The following is a 17,386-nucleotide window of genomic DNA, read 5'->3' as shown; positions in this document are numbered from 1 at the left end:
TTGACTGGTTGTTCAGAATTTTAAAACGCTATGACACACCATGCGTTATGGTCGATTAATTAGGGCAAAAGTTTTTTTGTTTTTTGCTCTTTCGAGATTGGACCAACGTTGCAGCGTTATTGTTTAACTTGCCGAAATAGATCATAAAGAACTTGAAGAGTCCATTCCTTCGATTTATAGTGAGCTTGCAAAATCACAATATGATATCAATAGGAAAGGGCTCATATGAAATATAACAGAATTGGCCCCGGATCTCAAGACAGCATTCATGTCAACAACAAAATTCATGACTTTTTGATCATTTCCGGATCGACACGTTGCTTCACCAATGTAGTGTTCGAAAACATCATGGGTACGGTGTTCGTTCTTTGATAGAAACAATATTTGCCCTGCCGTTTCTCGGCAAAAATTTTTTCCGGGGCGTTGTGACCAACGACCAAGCTGTCGTCGGCAAGGATGCCGCTTATGACCTGCTCAAAGGCTGCACATAGAATTGGCGCCGGTTGCTGTTGATGCTCGCGGTACGAATTCTCGGCATTTTCAACCGACTGACCGATAACGAGCGTGAGGATGTGCTCATCATTAACGACAGCACCATGAAATCGGATACAATTCAACGCTCCAAAAGGCGTTATATTGAGATATTTTGCGATAGCCATACCCCCACCATCAGCTGGGATCTTGAAAGAAGCCGACCCGAACGGTACCCCGGTTCCCTTGCTCTTGCCGGGCGTCACTGATGGACGGCATTTTTCACGACTTGGTATTCAGACATATGGCTTCCTCCCCATGCCGCTGCCGGAAAACCTGAACTTCACCCAGACAATCCACGCCCCCGATGAGCGTATTCCGATTGAGGCCGTCGAATTCGGGACAAATGCAATCTATCGTGTATTTCAACGCATGAGAGTGTAGTGGATTTGTCGTACGCCAACTTGATGATGTAGAGTCACCTGTTGAGATAGGAAGCAGCCTGATAGCAACCTCTCCCACCGCGAATCAAAATATGAACGGGGTAAGTACGCCCCGGCAGCGGATTCGGCCGACCGCACCTCTTCGATCGCATTGATTCGGCACGAGCGGATTTCCGCCTCGCCTTTGCAGCGCGCCGGTCCGATCTGGGTCCGGGCCCCGCAGGGACCCGAAAACTGATGAATACCGACACTATTCTGGATTCTGTTTTTATTCCAGGATACTGTATAAATACATGAGCCAAGAACCTTTTGATTTGATGCACGATAGCTACAAAATCCTGAGCCCATATCAATTGAAAAAAATCTCATATACTGTATGCTGGCGTTGAACTTATTCTGGCTGAGGACTATTGGCAACTGTCCTCGGTTCAGATATCTTGATCATACAAGCACTTTGAAAGGATTGGTAATATTGGCAAGATATCCAAGATTTTTACAAATACATTTTTAAAGGGATATCTTTGTGTTATGTCAACCTTGGTATCGTGAAAAAATTTAGCTGCATAACAATACAAATCTCAATCTACATTAAGCCAGCTTCGGTCGCGAACGCGACCATGGATAGTCTGAAACGGAATGGCCAAGCGAGGGAAGGTCCCTAATCGGCCAGTAGCGGAAGATTGAATTATATATGGTATGAGAAACCTGGCACTCTAACGCAGAACTAAATTTAATGCAGTGCAATAGACTGTAAATGACCATTATCAGACATTCCCGCGAGTTGCTTTGACTCTCCAAATTCCTCAAAAGTGGACATTGGAAAGAACAGCGTTTCCCAGCCCAGAATATGTAACTATAGGATGAAGTTCAGTAGTTGACAACCAATCTTCAAAATGATGTTTTTATAAAACACTATAAAATGGTCGGTGAAAGGGAGGCCGGTCTCAAATTTTATCCTCGGAATACACCCCTATCATTGACCTCTCCAAACGACGTTACTGTCACTATTTTGAGTTTAATACAGCTGATGCAGACCAGCCGGTTTGCCGTTTTTACTTAGGTTCACTATCACTGAATCAAGAAAAGCGACTGCGGAAAGCTCGGGCATAGATACTGCTACGGTTCAACGAAAGATGCTTATGAGGCAATCTTAAAATGAAATTTTTTGTTTGGAATTGGTGCTCTCACCATGCGTCCTGCTGAAAAAGACTCCAGTCCTCGATCTACTGGACCAGCAGGCGGCCAGTTCGAGACGAAAGTCGGAACGTATTATGCGCTTGCCTTGCTGGCGAACACTGAGCCGCTCGGACTGCCCGGCGCGGTCGTCGATCGGCTTGAGTTCCAGAGAGGTGGCCAGGGCCATCCGCTTGATGACGTCATCGTGCGGGGCGCGACGCCTCAGGGCGAGGATCGGTGTCTTGAGGTCCAGGTCAAACGATCGATGGCGTTTACGGAAAACGACGCCAATTTCCAGTCTGTCGTGGACGGGATCGTCAAGGCACGAAAGATCGAGCCGGATCGACGCTTCGCCGTCGCAATTGAGCGGACGACGGGCGTGATCGAGAATGGCGTGCAGGAAGCGCTGGAACTGGCACAGCAAACGATCGACGAGGCGTCGTTCTTAAGGCTTCTGGAGACACCTGGACGCAGCAACAAAGATATGCGGGCGTTCGTGGCCGCATTCAGAGCGCTCCTCGCGGCGAAGGACGAAACGGGGGACGACGTTCTCTATGACATCCTTCGGTCATTTTCAGTGCTGACTTTCGACTATGCACGTCCGAACTCTATGGCGGAGCATCATGACCGACTGCGTGCGCGGCATTTGGCATCTGAGAAAAGCGGCGCCGATCTCTATGACTCGTTATTCGGGCTCGTTCTTCGCGCCGACGCCATTGGCGGTGAACTGAACCGGGACGAATTGGTTCGAAAGCTGAACGACCTCGGCGTGAGCGTCGGCGCGGCGCCAGGGCTTGCCGTCGTGCGCCGCCATATCGAGGAACTGAGTCGCCATGCGCTCCAGGACATCGGTATGACGGTTAAGGGTTGCCAGCTCGCACGGGAAAAGCCCCGGCGCGAATTGGAGGGGCTGCTTCAGGCGGCGGAAACACAGGGCGGAGTTGTTGAAATATCGGGACCCAGTGGCGTCGGTAAATCCGGCTTGCTGAGAACCGCTATCGAGGCGCGCGAGGCGGTCTCGCGCATTTTGGTGTTGGCTCCGGACCGGACGCCATCTGGCGGCTGGCCAGCGATGCGCGCCGTTTTCGGCATCGATGCCACGGCTGACGAATTGCTGAGCGATCTCGCCTGCGACGGCGGAGGCTATCTCTGCATTGACGGCCTCGACCGTTTTCGCGACAGCGCGCAACGAAAAACGGTCATTGACCTCTTGCGGGCGGCGCTGCGTTGTCCGGGCGTGACGGTGCTGTTCACTGCGCGGCCCGGATGGGAGGATGAGGGCGCCCTCTGGATTGGCGAAGAGATGTTCGCGCACTTGTCTGCGCGCGGACGCATCATCGTGGAAGGGCTCGACGATGACGAAGCAGAGGCGCTCGCCAAGGCCGCCCCGCAGCTCGCGCCCCTGCTGAGGCCCGACCACCCGGCGAAACTGCTCGCCCGTAATTTGCTGAAATTGCGACTGTTGGTCAGCACGCGCCTCAATAAGAAGGAAGCGATCAGCGAAGCTGCGCTGGCGAGAGACTGGCAGGCATCCGGCGCGGCGGGGACGGGCGAGCGAACGAGAGGCGAGATACACTCCCGTAAGCGAGTGCTCAACGCTGTCGCCAACGGCCTCATCGACAATGCTGGACTTGTCGATGTCTCCGGTCAGGACGCGCAGGCTGTTGCAGAATTGATCGCGGACGAAGTGCTCGTCGAGATCCATCCGGATCGAGTCCGATTCCGGCATGATCTGTTTACAGACTGGGCGGTCGCCTGCGTTCTATTTGATGATCCTGGCGCGATTGACAGGCTTGGGCTGGGTGCCCCGCCGCCCTTCTGGATGACGCGCGGATTCGAGCTGGCGTGTCGAATGCTCGCCGAACGTAGCGAGGACGAGGCGTGGCCAAAACTGCTCAGGCATCTGGAGGCGGAAGGCGCCGCGCCCGGATGGGCGGGGCTGGCCCTGTTGGCGCTCGTCCGGTCCGAACGCGCGGACGCGTTGCTCGGGCGATACGACGCTTTTCTGCTCGAAGATGACGGTCGCCGTGCGGCGCAGTTGATCAGACGTTTTGTCGCGTCGCATACGCAGTCGGCAGCCCCCCTGTTCAATAAGGGTCTGCTGGGAGGGGTCGCTGCGCCGGAAGGGATGACCATTCCGAAAGGGCCGGAATGGATACACCTGATCTTGTGGTGTTTGCAGCGGTTTGGCCAGTTGGGAGCGACACCGTTGTCGGCTGCGATCGATCTTTTCCAGAAATGGCTTGTCTTTGCAGCGTTCGGCGAAAAGACAGTGACACCGATCTTGCTCGATCGCTACGCCGATATTCTGGTTGCGGCTATTGAACGGAGGGACCTTCCTTTGCCGCGATATGGTGAGCCTCTTCCGGAAATCAAATACGCTGTGACGGGCGATGCGCTTGATACGGCCCGACTCTACCTTGCGCTATGGGCGACGACCTCTCCTGGCGCAGCGGCACGTTATCTCAACGCTGTCAAGAACTCGAAGCGGCCGGAAGCAGCGATAAGCCAGATCCTCGAATTTCCTGGACGGTTGTTGGGCGCAGCACCTGCTGAATTCGCGGCCGCCTTTCTGCGCGCGCTCGAAGATGATGAGGAGGAAGACGAATTGCGTAGGAAGCCGGGGCGTCGCCGCTCCTATGCGATGTCTCGAGTTGACGGTCCTTTCGTGCTTGGCCGATGCGGCATCGGTGTGTTCACGGAAATCCTTGAAGCGGCGCCCGCGACGGGTGTTGCGTTCATCAAAACCTTGACCGAGAGCGTGTGTGCGCCGGAGGAGGGTTATCCGGAATTTTCGGTTCAGTTCCTGGGAACGACGCGCAGGATTGAGGCGCTGTTCAGTTATGGATGGTCACGCGGGCGCGCGCCGTCGGCCATGCTGACCAAGGCGTTAGCGGCGATGGAGCACTGGGCGCATAGGAGACTTGACGGGGGCGAGACGCTTGATGCTGTGATCGGAGACATCATCGCCGAGGGGCCGATCGTTGGCGCGCTTTGGCTTCTCATTGTCGATCTTGTCCTGTCTCATTCATCCCTAAAGGGAACGCCTCTCCGAGACGTTCTAGCGTCTCCGGAAACGTTGGCGATAGATGCCGGCCGCGCCAATCTTGACGCGGTCGATCGAATGGGTGGAGGAGTTCTGGGACGCGTCTGGCGGTCGGGACCGGCAGCCGATCAAGCTGTCGAGAAAGATTTGGCGGGTCGCGTGTCACGCAGCGTCGCACTGCATGACGTGATACCTCAGCTTGTCTTCAATCTGTCCAAGGAAGAACTAGGCGCACTGCAGGCACAGTTTGAAGCGGCGGTGAGCCGGCTTGGGCCGTGGACCGACGATGCGGTCGACTGGGCGTCGCCGCAATTCATGGCGTCCCATGCACTCCGCCTCGCCTCTCGGGACAATTATGAACTCGTCACGGAAAAGGACGCGGCAGGCGAGGAACGCAAGGGATGGATTTATAAATGGCCGCCCGGGCAGAAAAAATGGCTGGAAGAGGGGGCGGCAAAGGCGAATGCGGAGCACTTGACGTTCACCCGATCGTTAGCGGTCCGCTTTGCGATGGATGACGAAACCAAAGTCGTCAATGTTAGCGCCGCCGATGCGGAAGCGATTCTGGACGAGACTACCGCCGCTGCCCCAAACGAAAAGGAAGCGTCGCATGATCCGAACGATCCCTGGCTTGAGCGAGTCTCTGCGGCGGCGTTCCTCGCCCGAGTTGGGTCTCAGGAAGACGTAGTGCGGCGTCGGCAAGAGATTAAATCAATCTTCGAGCAAGCGCTGCAATTTCAGGGTCGGTCGAGAACCCTACCACGCGATGATGTCATGTACGACGCTCACTCGATGGCGATCGCCGGGCGTCTTTACCTTGCGGCAATTTCTGGAGATGAAGCGGAAACGGAAGATCTCCTACAGGCCGTGGCCACATATCCCTCGAGCGCTGCGCCGGCATTTCTTCGTCATGGAGGTGCCGTGGAGAAGATCGATCAAAAACTTTTGATCTCGCTTAGCCGAATCGCGCTTCTCGCCTGCATGATTCCACGGCGTGCGCATTATGGGGAGGACAAAGCAACTTACGACAAACGCCGCGCTGATTTGGAGTCGCGCCTTGCCTCTCGGATCGAAGCAGAGCGGCAATGGCGGAAAGGTGGCGCGGAGCCGGACTGGCCGACGCCTCCGCCACGGAGAACGCGGCGTCGAAAACGGACCCTGATAATAAGAGGAGCAGATGGCGCAGGAAAACGCGCCCCGCGCGAATCGGAGTGGCCGGACTATTATTACGATGAAAAGACCGGGACGACCTGGTTGCGGATTCTCACACGCCTTGGCCCAAGCGCCGGATCGACGTCGAAGGCGGTGATGCGCGCCAATCGTGACTGGCTTCTGGAGACGAACAGGTCGGGGGAGGACGGAGAAGACGACAGCGACATCGAGCGTGTCTGGACGCGCGGCTTGATGGACTATGCGGCGGCGCATGCCCGTCACTGGTCGGGTGAAATGTGCCAGGAACTAGTAGTCGACGTGCTCAAAGCCTTTTCAGATGAAGCTTTCATCGACGCTGCGGCGGCGTTTATCGTGCAGAGTGATCTTCATTTTATTGAAGGAGATGCGGCGGATCGAGCCTATCTGTTGTCAGTGCGTGAGGCTTTCTGGCCACGCCTCAAGGAGACATGGCATTGGCGCAGCCATTTGCGGTCGTCGAGAGGTGGCATGGAGATTAACCTAAAAGAGCTTGTCAGCGCATTTTACATGCGGTTGTACTACGGGTTCGGTGATGGACCGTCTTACACAAAGGGTTTATCCGACCCTGAGCTGACGCCGTTCATACCGCTGCTGTCGGAGATCGCCGGCGAGGCGCCATCATGCCCGACCATCGCCCACCTGTATCTGAATGTCCTCGAATGCCTGGATCCATCGACGGCTGAGGGGCCGCTCGCCGTTACGGCGGAACAATGGGCGAACAAAGCGAACAATCGTTTTTGGAACGAGCTCGGCGTTGGGCGCCGGGTTCTCACAGTCGGACAAAAAGCGGCGGTTTTTTCCGATATATCAGCGTGGAATGCTGTTTTTGAGGCGCTCATGGCGGCAGGCGTGACGGTTGAGACCGAGTTTTTAGAGCGCCTTCACGGGGAGGCGAACCAATGAGTTCGGGAGCTTCAAAGACTTCGCCGGAGGCGGCATACACTAGAGGATTCGATAAATCAAGACTGGCAGATGTATTTTTCAGAACGACAAAATTCAACCATTGTGATCAAAAACTTCAGTATTCAGACGCTGGCCTTTTTCAAGGATACCATGACAATACCTGAACACGCAATGAGCTGTCAGCGGCGTTCTTAAACTGCACCACCCCCCGGCGGTTTGAAAATGGTTGGTTGATTGATCGTAAGCGCTCAAGAGGCTTTGAAGATTATTGGGAGATCCAGGCCGGATCCGGAGTTAGCTCTTTGAAGAAACACTGGGCAGCATCGACGAGTATAGGGGACAGCTTTTCGGCTCTAAGTCTGCAGGTATGCCGCAGTGTCAGAATTTGTTCTACCCGATGCTATTCTTTTGTGCTCGATGTTCCCTCGCCTCGTTTTTGCCGAATGACGGCATAGCGAAGCATTCTTTCGGCATGGTTGTTGGTGGAGTCAACGTCCTTTTCGTCAAGAAAGACAAACGCGGATTTTCCTGTAAGGGCTGTCCGAAGATGGCGGCCTTTTTGAATTCCCGGAGTTCCTGTTGATGCGGTTTTCCGGCTCATCGAGCCTCCGGCTCAGGATTTCAACCTGCTGTTCCAGGAATTCAAATGCTCTCCGACAATAAAAAAAGGAGTACGGTGATGACAACACAGCCTTCAACCAATGCCGGCTCGGATCCTGTCGCGCTGCTGGTGGTCCACGGGATCGGCAGTCAGGAGCCCGGCGAGACCTTGAGGGGCTTGCTTGGTGGACTGCGCCTCGCCTTTGGCGATCGTCTTGCTATCCGGCAAGCAGCCGGCGATCACGCAATCCTGAGCGGAATCGGCCGCCCGGTTCACGTCTTCGAGGTTTACTGGGCGGATCTTCTAGGCGGCGAGATCGTCAAGAGATCCTTTGACTTTGATCGGATCTTCGAGGTGGTGTGGTTCCCCCTGCTCAACCACCGCAGCGGTCGTCTCTCCACGGAGATTTGTTCGCGATGGCGGGTTCTTTGGTGGACTGCCATGCTTGCCCCCCTGAGTTCTCTGCTCTGCGCTGGTTTCTGGGGCGCAAAGTTTTTGGCGTCGATCCCAACAGGGTTCCTGAAAGCGCTGCAGGAGTCGAAGGCAAGGCCGTCAGCCCGGACAAAAACGGTCGGATTCTTGGAGACTTTTCGCACAAAGCATAAGGATCCCGACCGGGGGCGCACTATCCTCGATGACCTCATGGACCAGGTAGTCGGTGACGTCTTCAACTACGTCCAGGGCGTCGCCAGGGCTTTCCCCGGGGAGAGCGAACGGAACCGGGAATTGATCCGCCACGTGGACGAGATCCATGTCCGGTTCCTGCGTACGGCCGAGCGCGCAGAAAAACAGGGCTGCCGGGAGATTCAAGTCCTGGCTCATAGCCTGGGGACCGTGATCGCATTCCTCGCCATGTGTCCAGATGTCCGCCCCGCCCGCTCGACTATCGGTCCCGCTCAACTGAGCCGCTTCTACACAATCGGAAGCCCTCTCGAGAAGATCCGTTTCTTCTGGACGCGGCTCGTCGAACATTCGCGTAACGGACCGGCCATCGCAGTTGTGGACAGGCTGATCGCGGCGGACAGCACTCACGGCGGGAAGTCGGCCATGAAGTGGGAAAACTTCTTCAGCCGTCTTGATCTCGTCTCCGGTCCACTTCAGAAACTCCCCGGCTGGCCGACCCCGACAAACCACCCGGCGCGGGGACTCGGGGGCCTGATCAGAGCCCACGTGGCGTACAACAGCAACCCGGTCTTTCTATCTCTTCTTGCCGAGGGACTCACCGGCAAACCATCGCAGATCCGTCTTTCCCTGTTCCGCCGCCTCGTACATTCTCTAATGGCGGCTCTCGAGAGCTTAATCCTACCGGCGGTTTTTCTCGCTCTTGCTTTGATGGGGCTGGCGTTCATGGGTGGCATTGCCTGGCTCACCGGCTGGGTCGTTTCGCAACCGCTCGAGTGGCTTGATCTCGGCGGATGGGCCCAAGGCGTACGGATCTACTTCGTTGCAGCGATTCTCTTCGTGATGATCGTCGTCGAGGTCTGGCTCGGCCGCGGGAGAGCTGAAGAACTCTACACTCGCTTTTGGGCACCGGATAAGACCGAATGACACCCCGGTTGTCGCACTCGGTTTCCGGCCGGCTCCTGCTGCGCGGATCGGCTGATCAGGGGGAACAAGACCCTGGATCCGGGAAGCCGGGCTCACCAAGGCCGAGGCCGCCACTGTGGCGCCGGCCGAATCGTATGGCATCAACCATCTTCACGGCGTCGATGCAGTGGGAAACCCAGCGGGGGTCGATAGGCGATTCGCCGCGAACCGCTTCCAATGCATCCCGCCAGGCGATTCGCTGTTGATCGTGGATGGCCTTTACGCGTTCGTACCGTTCTGCAATCCGTTCGGCCGCCGCTGTCCGGTGCCCGGTCAGGGCCTGGGTCAGCAGGGGCATTCCCACCACGGGGTCAACCCGGGCAGATTATGGAAGTGCCATCAGAAAATGCTCAGTTCAAAAATGGAGCGATCAGGTGTTTTCAGCGAGGAAACGATCTTGGCAAGAGGCGCTAAACATGGGGCGGCTCACATATTGACATCAACCCCTCTGCTGTTATCTGATAAGCTACTGCAGTGTGGTATTTTGTCAATCGCCTTTCGGAATTGATCAAACAGTCCGGGCCGCTGACCCGCCGCTGCGCTTAATCGGCCCTGAAACTCACCGCTGAATGGGCGCGGGCCGTATACTCCCGGCACAGTTATCCGGTCACCATCATGAACGTCGAAAGTTGAATTATCCATGTAGGATGTAAAAAATACAGATGCACTTCTATTGACTTTGAGGTCTTTATGCATGATGTTCATCCTCAGAGAATTTTTATTCCCTTTCTCCAATTCAGTTTTCGCATCTATCTCTTTTTATACGCTCTAATTATCGATCGCCTCCTCGAATCTCTCGAATATCTCATCATTCTACGATTGATGGACTAAGCTTGATCAATCAGCCTCCAAAGCTGAACATATCTTTCTCATTTTTACGAGATCATCAATGTTGGATCCACGCCATGATCTTGAGAGGAGAGCTTCAATGCAGTCGACGTATGTTCGAGTCGCGATTTCGGTTGTGTGCGCCGGCTTTTTGCTCGCACATGTCGTCTGGCATGCAGACAGGATCGGCGGGTGACTCACACTGTCGTTGCCAAACCGACGGCCGCCGTGCAGGGCCAGAAATCTGCCCGAGCCCGAGGAACTGGGCGCGTTATTCGGAGGTTGAAACATGAATGTAATTAAAGGGTATATCCAGGTTAAGGGTACCAAGACAGGGATTTCCGGGCTTGTCGTTCAAGTTTTTGATCTTTTTTCTGACATATCCGGCCGAGTTTCAATTGCGCCGCACGTGAATAAAGGTACCCTCGGCCAGCCCCTTGGCAGTACCGTGACGCGCAATGGTGAATTCGCCATTTCTTACGAGGATACGGCTTTCCGAATCAGAAACGCCGAACGCACTCGCCCCGACCTGTTGCTGCTGGTGCTTGCGCCCGAGGAGCCCGGCAAGGCTATTGCCGACAGGATTCTGTATCAGGCTGACGTGCGTCGCAGCGCGTCTCCGCAGGAATTCTTTTCCATTCAACTCGACGGCAAGGATCTGCAAAAACGGGAGATCGCACTGCCGGAGATAGAAGACCGCGCAGCGGGCGACCCGAAGGCGGTTACGCTGAAGACATCGACCGAGCTTAAGCGCCGGAGGGAAATACGCAAACAGATTTCTGAACTTGCCAAGGTCGAGGTGGCGGAAGCTCGTGCGATAGAGCAGAAAATAGAAACGCAGCTTCGCGACAGAGTGCTGCGGCACTTGACGCAGCTGCCGCCCAATTCACCAGCGCTTGAACGGTTTGTGCCGCCGGGCGGGGATGTGCGCACCGTCACCCGAAATAATCAACAGCGCGGCATTGCCCGAGTCATCAACAATGCACCCGGGCGGCAAACCTATCTCGTGCTTTCGGATGAGGAGTTTCAAGCGCTCCTCGGCGCGAACGGAGAACCAGACACCGAAAAAGTGGAAGCGAAGTTGCGTGGGCAGGATACGACCCCTTCCCGGCTGCGCGATGCCCCGCTGCTCAAGGATTGCCTGAATCGTCGGCGCAGCTCTCCATTCGACCCCCCCGAGCCCGATCCGCCTCCAGACCCACCGCCGACGGAGCCGCCCATCGTCGATCTCGACATCGATCGACAATTGTCACGGCTTTTCAACGATCTCAAGTCACCCGAATCTATTCAAGTGCAGGAAGGCGTGCGTCCGGATCAGAACAGTGTAGAGGTTAGCGTTGACAAATTGTCGTTGCGCAGAGGGCCGGCGGATGTGCCGGCATTTTACGACTTTCACAATCTTCAAATTGCTTTTGATCATGTCTGGGAAGACGCGCGCGCCGAAGGCGTGATCGAAGCGGCGAAGATACTTTATCGGCAAACACTGGAGGCAGGCGGCGACCCTGAAACGGCATTGACTACCGATTCGAATCCATTGCGCGCTTTGGCCCGCGAAGCAGCAGTGGCGGGACAGGCAAAGGGACAGAAATTGCTCACCGCCATGGCGCGAATGAACGACAGCGGCCTCGGTTTGCCCGACATCGACCCCGTTATTGTCGTTGATCCTCCGCCTCCCCAGCCGCCGCAGCCACCCCATCCTCCCGGTCGCCCGGACCTCGGCGGTTTTCCCGTGGAAGGCGTCTTCGAACAGGCAAGCGAAGGCTATCCGTTTACGGTGTTTGCAGCAGGGTCAGTAAATTTCGGGCTGCTTGTGACTTACCGCCAGCGATGGGATCCCGTATCATATCAAGTGGGCCGGCTTGCCAAGACCATCACCCTCGCACCAAAGGAGACAGTGAGCTTCACAACCCGGCAGGTGGTGAAGCTGTCGATGAGTCAAAAACAGATTAACTCTGCTCAACAAATGCGCAAGGATGATGCGGAAGATACGCAGCGCGACGAAGCCGAAATCGTTCAGCGCGCAGAGTCCAAGACCAATTTTTCCTTGTCCGCATCCGGAAGCTACGATCTTGGGCCCTTGGGCGAGGGCGATTCGACTTCTACCTTTACCAAGGATGCTGCCGGCAGCTCGCAGGAAACCAAAAAAGCGCATCGCCAGGCCACTCGCAGAGCCTCGCAGGAGTTTCGCGATGAACGCAAAATGGAAGTGGAGACCGCAAAAAGCTTCGAAACCGAAGACACCATAAAGCGCGAAATCAGCAATCCCAATGACGAGTTGCCGGTCACCTATCTCTTTTACGAGCTGCAACGCCGCTATATGGTTTCGGAGCAATTGTTCCGGGTGACGCCGGTCGTACTCGTCGGGCAGCATGTACCGCCGCCGGAGTACATCTCGGAAACCTGGGTGATGCGCCATGACTGGATCATCCGGCGGTTTCTTCTGGATGACAGTTTTATTCCCGCGCTGAATTACCTGGCGACCCAGGCGCAGGGTGACCGCATCATTCTCGCGGACTTGAAAGCTAATCTCGACATGATCCGAAACACCGTAAATGCGCTTAAGGACCAGATTATGCATGCACGCGCGCAAATGTCCGCGCGTTATGCAGCGCTCGAGGCGCAGATTGAAAAACAGGCGCGGATCGCGGAAGAAGAGGATTCGGAGGGATTTTTCGAGAAGGCGGGCGAAGCCCTCTTTTACGATTCAGATGAGTCAAAAGAGGCGACACGCATTCGCGAGGATGCGGCGCGCGATGCCTACGAGCGTGCAGTCCGCGAGGAAAAAGATCTGCGCTCGCAGCTCGAGCGCGAGGTAAGCGCGCTGCAGGTGGCAAGCGACACATACACCAAAGCGCTTGCGCAGAATACCAACCATCAAGTGCAGATCGACAGGCTGGTTCGCCATGTACGCGATTACATCCTTCATTACATGCGGTATCTGGAGCTATGAGCACTCTGATCAGCGATTTTTCCGCCATCACACGACCGAAGCCCCGCGGCTATTGCCTCGCCTCAAGAAATACACGCTTGAGGAGGTGGATGATTGGCCGGTTGGCATCACGCCCCAGCCCGGCAAAAAATGTTTTCGGGTTACGTTTACCATGGAGATCGATGAAAATCTGGATGAGGACGACAAAAAAGCAACGCTCGCGGAACTGGCTAAGATAGACGAGCCGCAAGGGTTCAAAGGCAACTACATTATTTATCCGCTCAAAGAAGGCAACGCGTTAACCGATTTCATGATGACGCCCTACATCGATGCAGAGCTTGGCTTGCGCGATCCGGACAGCACCGGCAACTTCACGCTGGACGAGTTTTCCCGCTATGTGCAGTGTCTGCGCGAAAAACTGGGCGACGCGTTTCACGAAGTCGAGCCTGAATTACGCAAGCAGTACGAGGCCATACTCGCCAATCCCTTGCGTGACGGGGAAGAAATCATTGTGCCTACCAACTCCCTTTACATCGAGGCACTGGTCGGCAGCCGGCCCTTGATCGAAGACTTCAAGCTGCTCCATCGTGGACTGGATGTGCTCAAGACCAAGGCCGAAGCGCGTAATCTGGAAATCGACAATCTTCGCAAGGCGAAACGGATTCAGAGTGACAAGCTCGGCGATCCGGACGTCGACAATGTAAAGAATGTTTACTACCGTGGCGAGATTCCGCCGCACGACGGCGACGAGTAGCATGCAGGCGCGGCGGATAGGCTTTCACGCCGCGCCTGCTTGACCTGAGTGGATCCTATGAAATGAGATGAATATCATTCGACCCTTGCAAACGGGATTTTTTGAGAAAAGGGGAATGCTCCCATGGTTATCACCGCCACCCAGGAGAAGTTCCTGCAGCTTTTCAGTGAATACATGGTGCGCCACGAGAGGGCCTATCGGCCGCTGGCAGACTTCATGAACCGGCTCAAGTTTGAGCAGGTGCGCGAGTGCCTGTCGTCCTACCTCGATGTTTTTAAACGCTATGATCTCCGGGACAAGTATTCACTGCGTATTTTCTACGAATTGTCGCTGCTTGCAGTCAAAGAAGATGTGTACTTCGCGTTGCGTTACGAAGTGCTGACCGCCGTCAAGGGCAATTTGTGGTTCGAACGGCACGCCGCGCTTGAAAACAAGCAAAGGAATCAATTGCTGTCGAAGGTCAAGCAAAAGAAGCGCGCCCTGTCGTGGACCCAAAAGGAGTTCATAAGGATTTTTGATGACGCCATGAAGCGGCACATCTACAAACCTGTGTCTGACTACATATTCAAGTTGATGAAAGGAACCCAGCTACAGGAGTGTCTCCTGGTCTATATCGAGGTATCGGCAAGATATCCCGACACCGATCACAATTCGCTCGCGGTTTTCTTTGGTTTGTCCTCTCTCGCCATTCATAAGAGCGATGCTTTCTTTGCGGCCAGGTTCGATAAGTGGATCAGTACGGCCGGCACACCGTGGGAGACAAGGTACAGTCAACTGACAGATCGTGAGCAGAAAATCCTGAAGTCGGATATTGCGGGAAAAACCAAGGGAATGAAAGTCTCGTCCGGTGCGAAGCCGGCCGACATCGGCGAAAAGCGCAAGACAGTGTCGCAAACCGCTGTTCAAAAGAAGTTCGTCAAGCTATTCAAGCAGTACATGACCGATCCCAAGCACGACCAAAGGATCATTTCAGAGTTCATATTCGGCATCAGGAAAAATGAATTTCAGAAACTACGCGAATGCATGATTGCCTATCTCGAGGCGTCGGCTGAATATGCCGACAATGATACCAATTCGTTACGAATCTTTTATGGCATCTCGGGACGCGTCATCGGATTGGGTGATGCCTACTACACGTTCAAATACGTCTATCTGACCAATGCTGTGGGGACAGTGTGGGCCAAGCGATATGCGGCACTCAGCAAGGATCAGAAAGCCGACCTGGGCCGGGAGATCGATAAAAAGAAAGGCGAAGCACGATTCATCGACGAATTCAAGTTCGCGTACTACCAGAAGAATCAGAAAGACCCCAACCTCAAGGCATTGCGCGCCTTCGAGCCTGTTGTCAATAAAGAGCAAAAGAAACTGTTGCGGGACGTGTCAGGACGCTGCGATCGGGCTTTTAATCTGCACAAGATCCAGGATTTATTGAAAGCTTTCGACGATCTCGCGGATTTGTTCAAAGCACAGAACGACCCTGCAACTTTTCTCGTCATGCTGAAGTGGTGTCGCGACGCGAGCGATATGACGCCGTGGGTAAGGGACGAGATCTACTGGTATGGCATCCAGGCGCTGTTTCAACTCGCCGTTAACACCCGCACGTTGACTTATCTCAAAGGGTTCAGTGAAGAAGAGCGCCAGTTCCTGATCCATATCGGCGCCAAACCGAACCCGTACTTCCATGACTTCGAAGAACGGCTCGAGTACATGGTACGAATGCAGCAAGGTCGTTCAATAATCACGGAAATTTCCAAAGCCCACTTGGCGCTGTTGCTGATCGCGGACCAATACCGCATCCATCTCGTGCCCATGGCCGAGGCCCAGCGCGTCCGCAGGCTTGTCGAAACATTGCGCACCGATAGTCCGCGTTCGATCGACGAGCTTCAGATCCCCATTAACAGCCCAATGGCCCCCAACACCAAACTGCGGATTGGACAAACCGTCGGTAACATTTTCATTATCTGGTGGGACGGTGATAAAGGGGTCGTTTATGTCGAAGTAAATGGGATAGGTCGCATCCTCTTTTCCATGGGGTCTTATATTCGACTGGGGCAGATCTACCAAAACGATGCGATTTACGGAGAAATTTGGCGCAACACTCGGCACTTAATGATGCTGATTCCCGCATTCTTCGAAGTGCTCGGCTATCTGCCTGATCTCGCCTCCGGCGGCTTCGGCGGTCTCGTCAAATCCGTCGTTGTCAATTATGTGGCCGGCGAGGTGAGCCAGCGCGTGTTCGGTGATTCAACGGCCGGACAAATCGTCACTACCCTGGCGACCGGGGCGGCGGTCGGCCATCTTACCAAAGGCAGAGGCATCGAGGATGTTGTCGATGACGAAGCTCGCCTCCTTTCACACTCAGGCGAAAGCGCGGCAGGAAAAAGTACGGCCGCGGTAAGGCAGGCGGAAGCGGATGTTGTGCGCGCGGCAGAGGATTTGGGCGCGCAACGCGGCGCAACACTCCTGAGCAGCGCCGACGATGTTGCTCAACAGGCAGCCCGCACCGAGTCCAAGGTCGGCACAAAACTAACCGGAAGCGCAGATCAGCCTCCCCCGCCCTCGCAAAAGCTGCTCCCGGGCAAGGTAAGTGGAAGCGCGGAACTCACCGCACTCGCCACCGGCCTGGACCCGGCGCAGGTGCAATCGATTGCTGATGTTTTGAACGTTCGCTTTACCGAGATGCGAGGGTTCAGCACTGCCTGGAATCACATCGCCACGCAAAATGCCCAACGAATTCGTGCCGTGCAGGAGTTGTTCGGGACTAATTTAACTAAACGCGAAATCGCCGCGGCGGCACGCGATACCTTCGACGACATACGGACACAGTTTTGGTTTTACGTCGGAATCTCGGACGATCTCGCCGCGCGAGAGATTCGCGATCAGTTGTCTCATGCAGGCTTTTTTATTCCGCGCGACGGAACGGCGCCTTTTGTGCGGCTTCAACCGCAACAAGTGAACCTCGTTCATCCCGACGGCTCGCCGGCAGCAGGCAGCAGCGTAAAGCCACCGCCGGGCGGCACGTACGAATTCAGGCTCGATGTTGATCACATAGCTGAGCTGGGCCAGCAGCCGGCGAAAGCCTTCAGCTCAGGTAATCTCCGCCTCACGCCCAGCCAGGAAAATCGAATCTTTCTGAATCAGACTTACATGCGCGATCCAAGCTTGCCGGACGCGCGCCTCACCGTAGGCCGAGGCACTAGCCGGGCCGGCAAAATGCTCGGTGATCCGGAGTACAAGGGGCGTTCACCCCATAAAGGACTCCTGCCGCCAGCGGGAGGCGACGCCATGAGCCGGGCGGCGGCAGCCGACGCGCGAGCTGCCATCGATGAAGCGTTACGCCGGCTGGAACAATCGCCCGCAGATGACGTATTCTGAGAATTACGTATTTTTTTCGTGGGAAGAATAAACGTTCTTTTTCGTCGAAAGGAACAGTACTTAAATGGACGGGCGGTTCTCG

10 protein-coding genes are annotated in these 17,386 nt (G+C 55.3%); 6 read left to right on the top strand and 4 right to left on the bottom strand.

The annotated features are described in order from the left end of the window. Positions 1–284 precede the first annotated feature (284 nt). A complete protein-coding gene (locus tag dmul_RS20015; protein WP_020877595.1) occupies positions 285–659 on the bottom strand; it encodes a hypothetical protein in 375 nt (124 codons plus the stop codon). A 22-nt stretch (positions 660–681) separates the two neighbouring features. On the opposite strand from dmul_RS20015, the gene dmul_RS19590 reads away from it, so the two are divergent. Next, positions 682–915, top strand: coding sequence for a hypothetical protein (locus dmul_RS19590; protein WP_200809357.1), 234 nt, complete (start codon positions 682–684; stop codon positions 913–915). Between the two features lie 1,188 nt (positions 916–2,103). Next, complete coding sequence (locus tag dmul_RS02255) at positions 2,104–7,230, top strand: NACHT domain-containing protein (RefSeq protein ID WP_020875279.1); 5,127 nt, start codon at positions 2,104–2,106, stop codon at positions 7,228–7,230. Between the two features lie 400 nt (positions 7,231–7,630). Here dmul_RS02255 and dmul_RS20820 read toward each other — a convergent pair whose 3' ends face one another. Both dmul_RS20820 and dmul_RS21205 read right to left on the bottom strand, forming a co-directional pair. Continuing rightward, on the bottom strand, positions 7,631–7,795 hold the full coding sequence (locus tag dmul_RS20820) for an IS66 family transposase (RefSeq protein WP_353740094.1): 165 nt from the start codon (positions 7,793–7,795) through the stop codon (positions 7,631–7,633). Then, positions 7,734–7,919, bottom strand: a complete 186-nt coding sequence (locus tag dmul_RS21205) for a DUF6444 domain-containing protein (protein ID WP_353740091.1) — start codon at positions 7,917–7,919, stop codon at positions 7,734–7,736. Before dmul_RS21205 ends, dmul_RS20820 begins: the two co-directional genes overlap by 62 nt. Between dmul_RS21205 and dmul_RS02245 the strand changes: the two genes are divergently transcribed. Then, positions 7,877–9,379: a hypothetical protein gene (locus tag dmul_RS02245; protein ID WP_144016632.1), complete on the top strand. Its 1,503-nt coding sequence runs from the start codon at positions 7,877–7,879 to the stop codon at positions 9,377–9,379. The genes dmul_RS21205 and dmul_RS02245 overlap by 43 nt on opposite strands. Before the next feature lie 55 nt (positions 9,380–9,434). On the opposite strand, the gene dmul_RS02240 is transcribed toward dmul_RS02245, so the two are convergent. Next, positions 9,435–9,725 carry a hypothetical protein gene (locus dmul_RS02240; protein ID WP_144016633.1) on the bottom strand — a complete coding sequence of 97 codons (291 nt, stop codon included), beginning with the start codon at positions 9,723–9,725 and terminating at the stop codon, positions 9,435–9,437. 810 nt (positions 9,726–10,535) lie between these two features. On the opposite strand from dmul_RS02240, the gene dmul_RS02235 reads away from it, so the two are divergent. The 3 genes from dmul_RS02235 to dmul_RS02225 all read left to right on the top strand — a co-directional run bounded on the left by dmul_RS02235 (position 10,536) and on the right by dmul_RS02225 (position 17,304). Continuing rightward, on the top strand, positions 10,536–13,196 hold the full coding sequence (locus dmul_RS02235) for a hypothetical protein (RefSeq protein ID WP_020878616.1): 2,661 nt from the start codon (positions 10,536–10,538) through the stop codon (positions 13,194–13,196). Then, the gene (locus tag dmul_RS02230; protein ID WP_020878615.1) at positions 13,150–13,929 is read left to right on the top strand and encodes a hypothetical protein; all 780 of its coding nucleotides are present in this window, start codon (positions 13,150–13,152) and stop codon (positions 13,927–13,929) included. The genes dmul_RS02235 and dmul_RS02230 overlap by 47 nt, the downstream gene beginning before the upstream one ends. Positions 13,930–14,052: 123 nt before the next feature. Beyond that, the gene (locus dmul_RS02225) at positions 14,053–17,304 is read left to right on the top strand and encodes a hypothetical protein (protein ID WP_020878614.1); all 3,252 of its coding nucleotides are present in this window, start codon (positions 14,053–14,055) and stop codon (positions 17,302–17,304) included. Positions 17,305–17,386 lie beyond the last annotated feature (82 nt).

It is taken from the genome of Desulfococcus multivorans, assembly GCF_001854245.1.
In the GTDB taxonomy this organism is placed as follows: domain Bacteria; phylum Desulfobacterota; class Desulfobacteria; order Desulfobacterales; family Desulfococcaceae; genus Desulfococcus; species Desulfococcus multivorans.
This window is presented reverse-complemented; position numbering and strand designations above follow the sequence as displayed.

Coding starts and splice junctions, on each gene's coding strand:
- dmul_RS20015 (WP_020877595.1), bottom strand. CDS start 659: ATGGCTATCGCAAAATATCTCAATATAACGCCTTTTGGAGCGTTGAAT.
- dmul_RS02255 (WP_020875279.1), top strand. CDS start 2,104: ATGCGTCCTGCTGAAAAAGACTCCAGTCCTCGATCTACTGGACCAGCA.
- dmul_RS02245 (WP_144016632.1), top strand. CDS start 7,877: ATGCTCTCCGACAATAAAAAAAGGAGTACGGTGATGACAACACAGCCT.
- dmul_RS02235 (WP_020878616.1), top strand. CDS start 10,536: ATGAATGTAATTAAAGGGTATATCCAGGTTAAGGGTACCAAGACAGGG.
- dmul_RS02230 (WP_020878615.1), top strand. CDS start 13,150: ATGTACGCGATTACATCCTTCATTACATGCGGTATCTGGAGCTATGAG.
- dmul_RS02225 (WP_020878614.1), top strand. CDS start 14,053: ATGGTTATCACCGCCACCCAGGAGAAGTTCCTGCAGCTTTTCAGTGAA.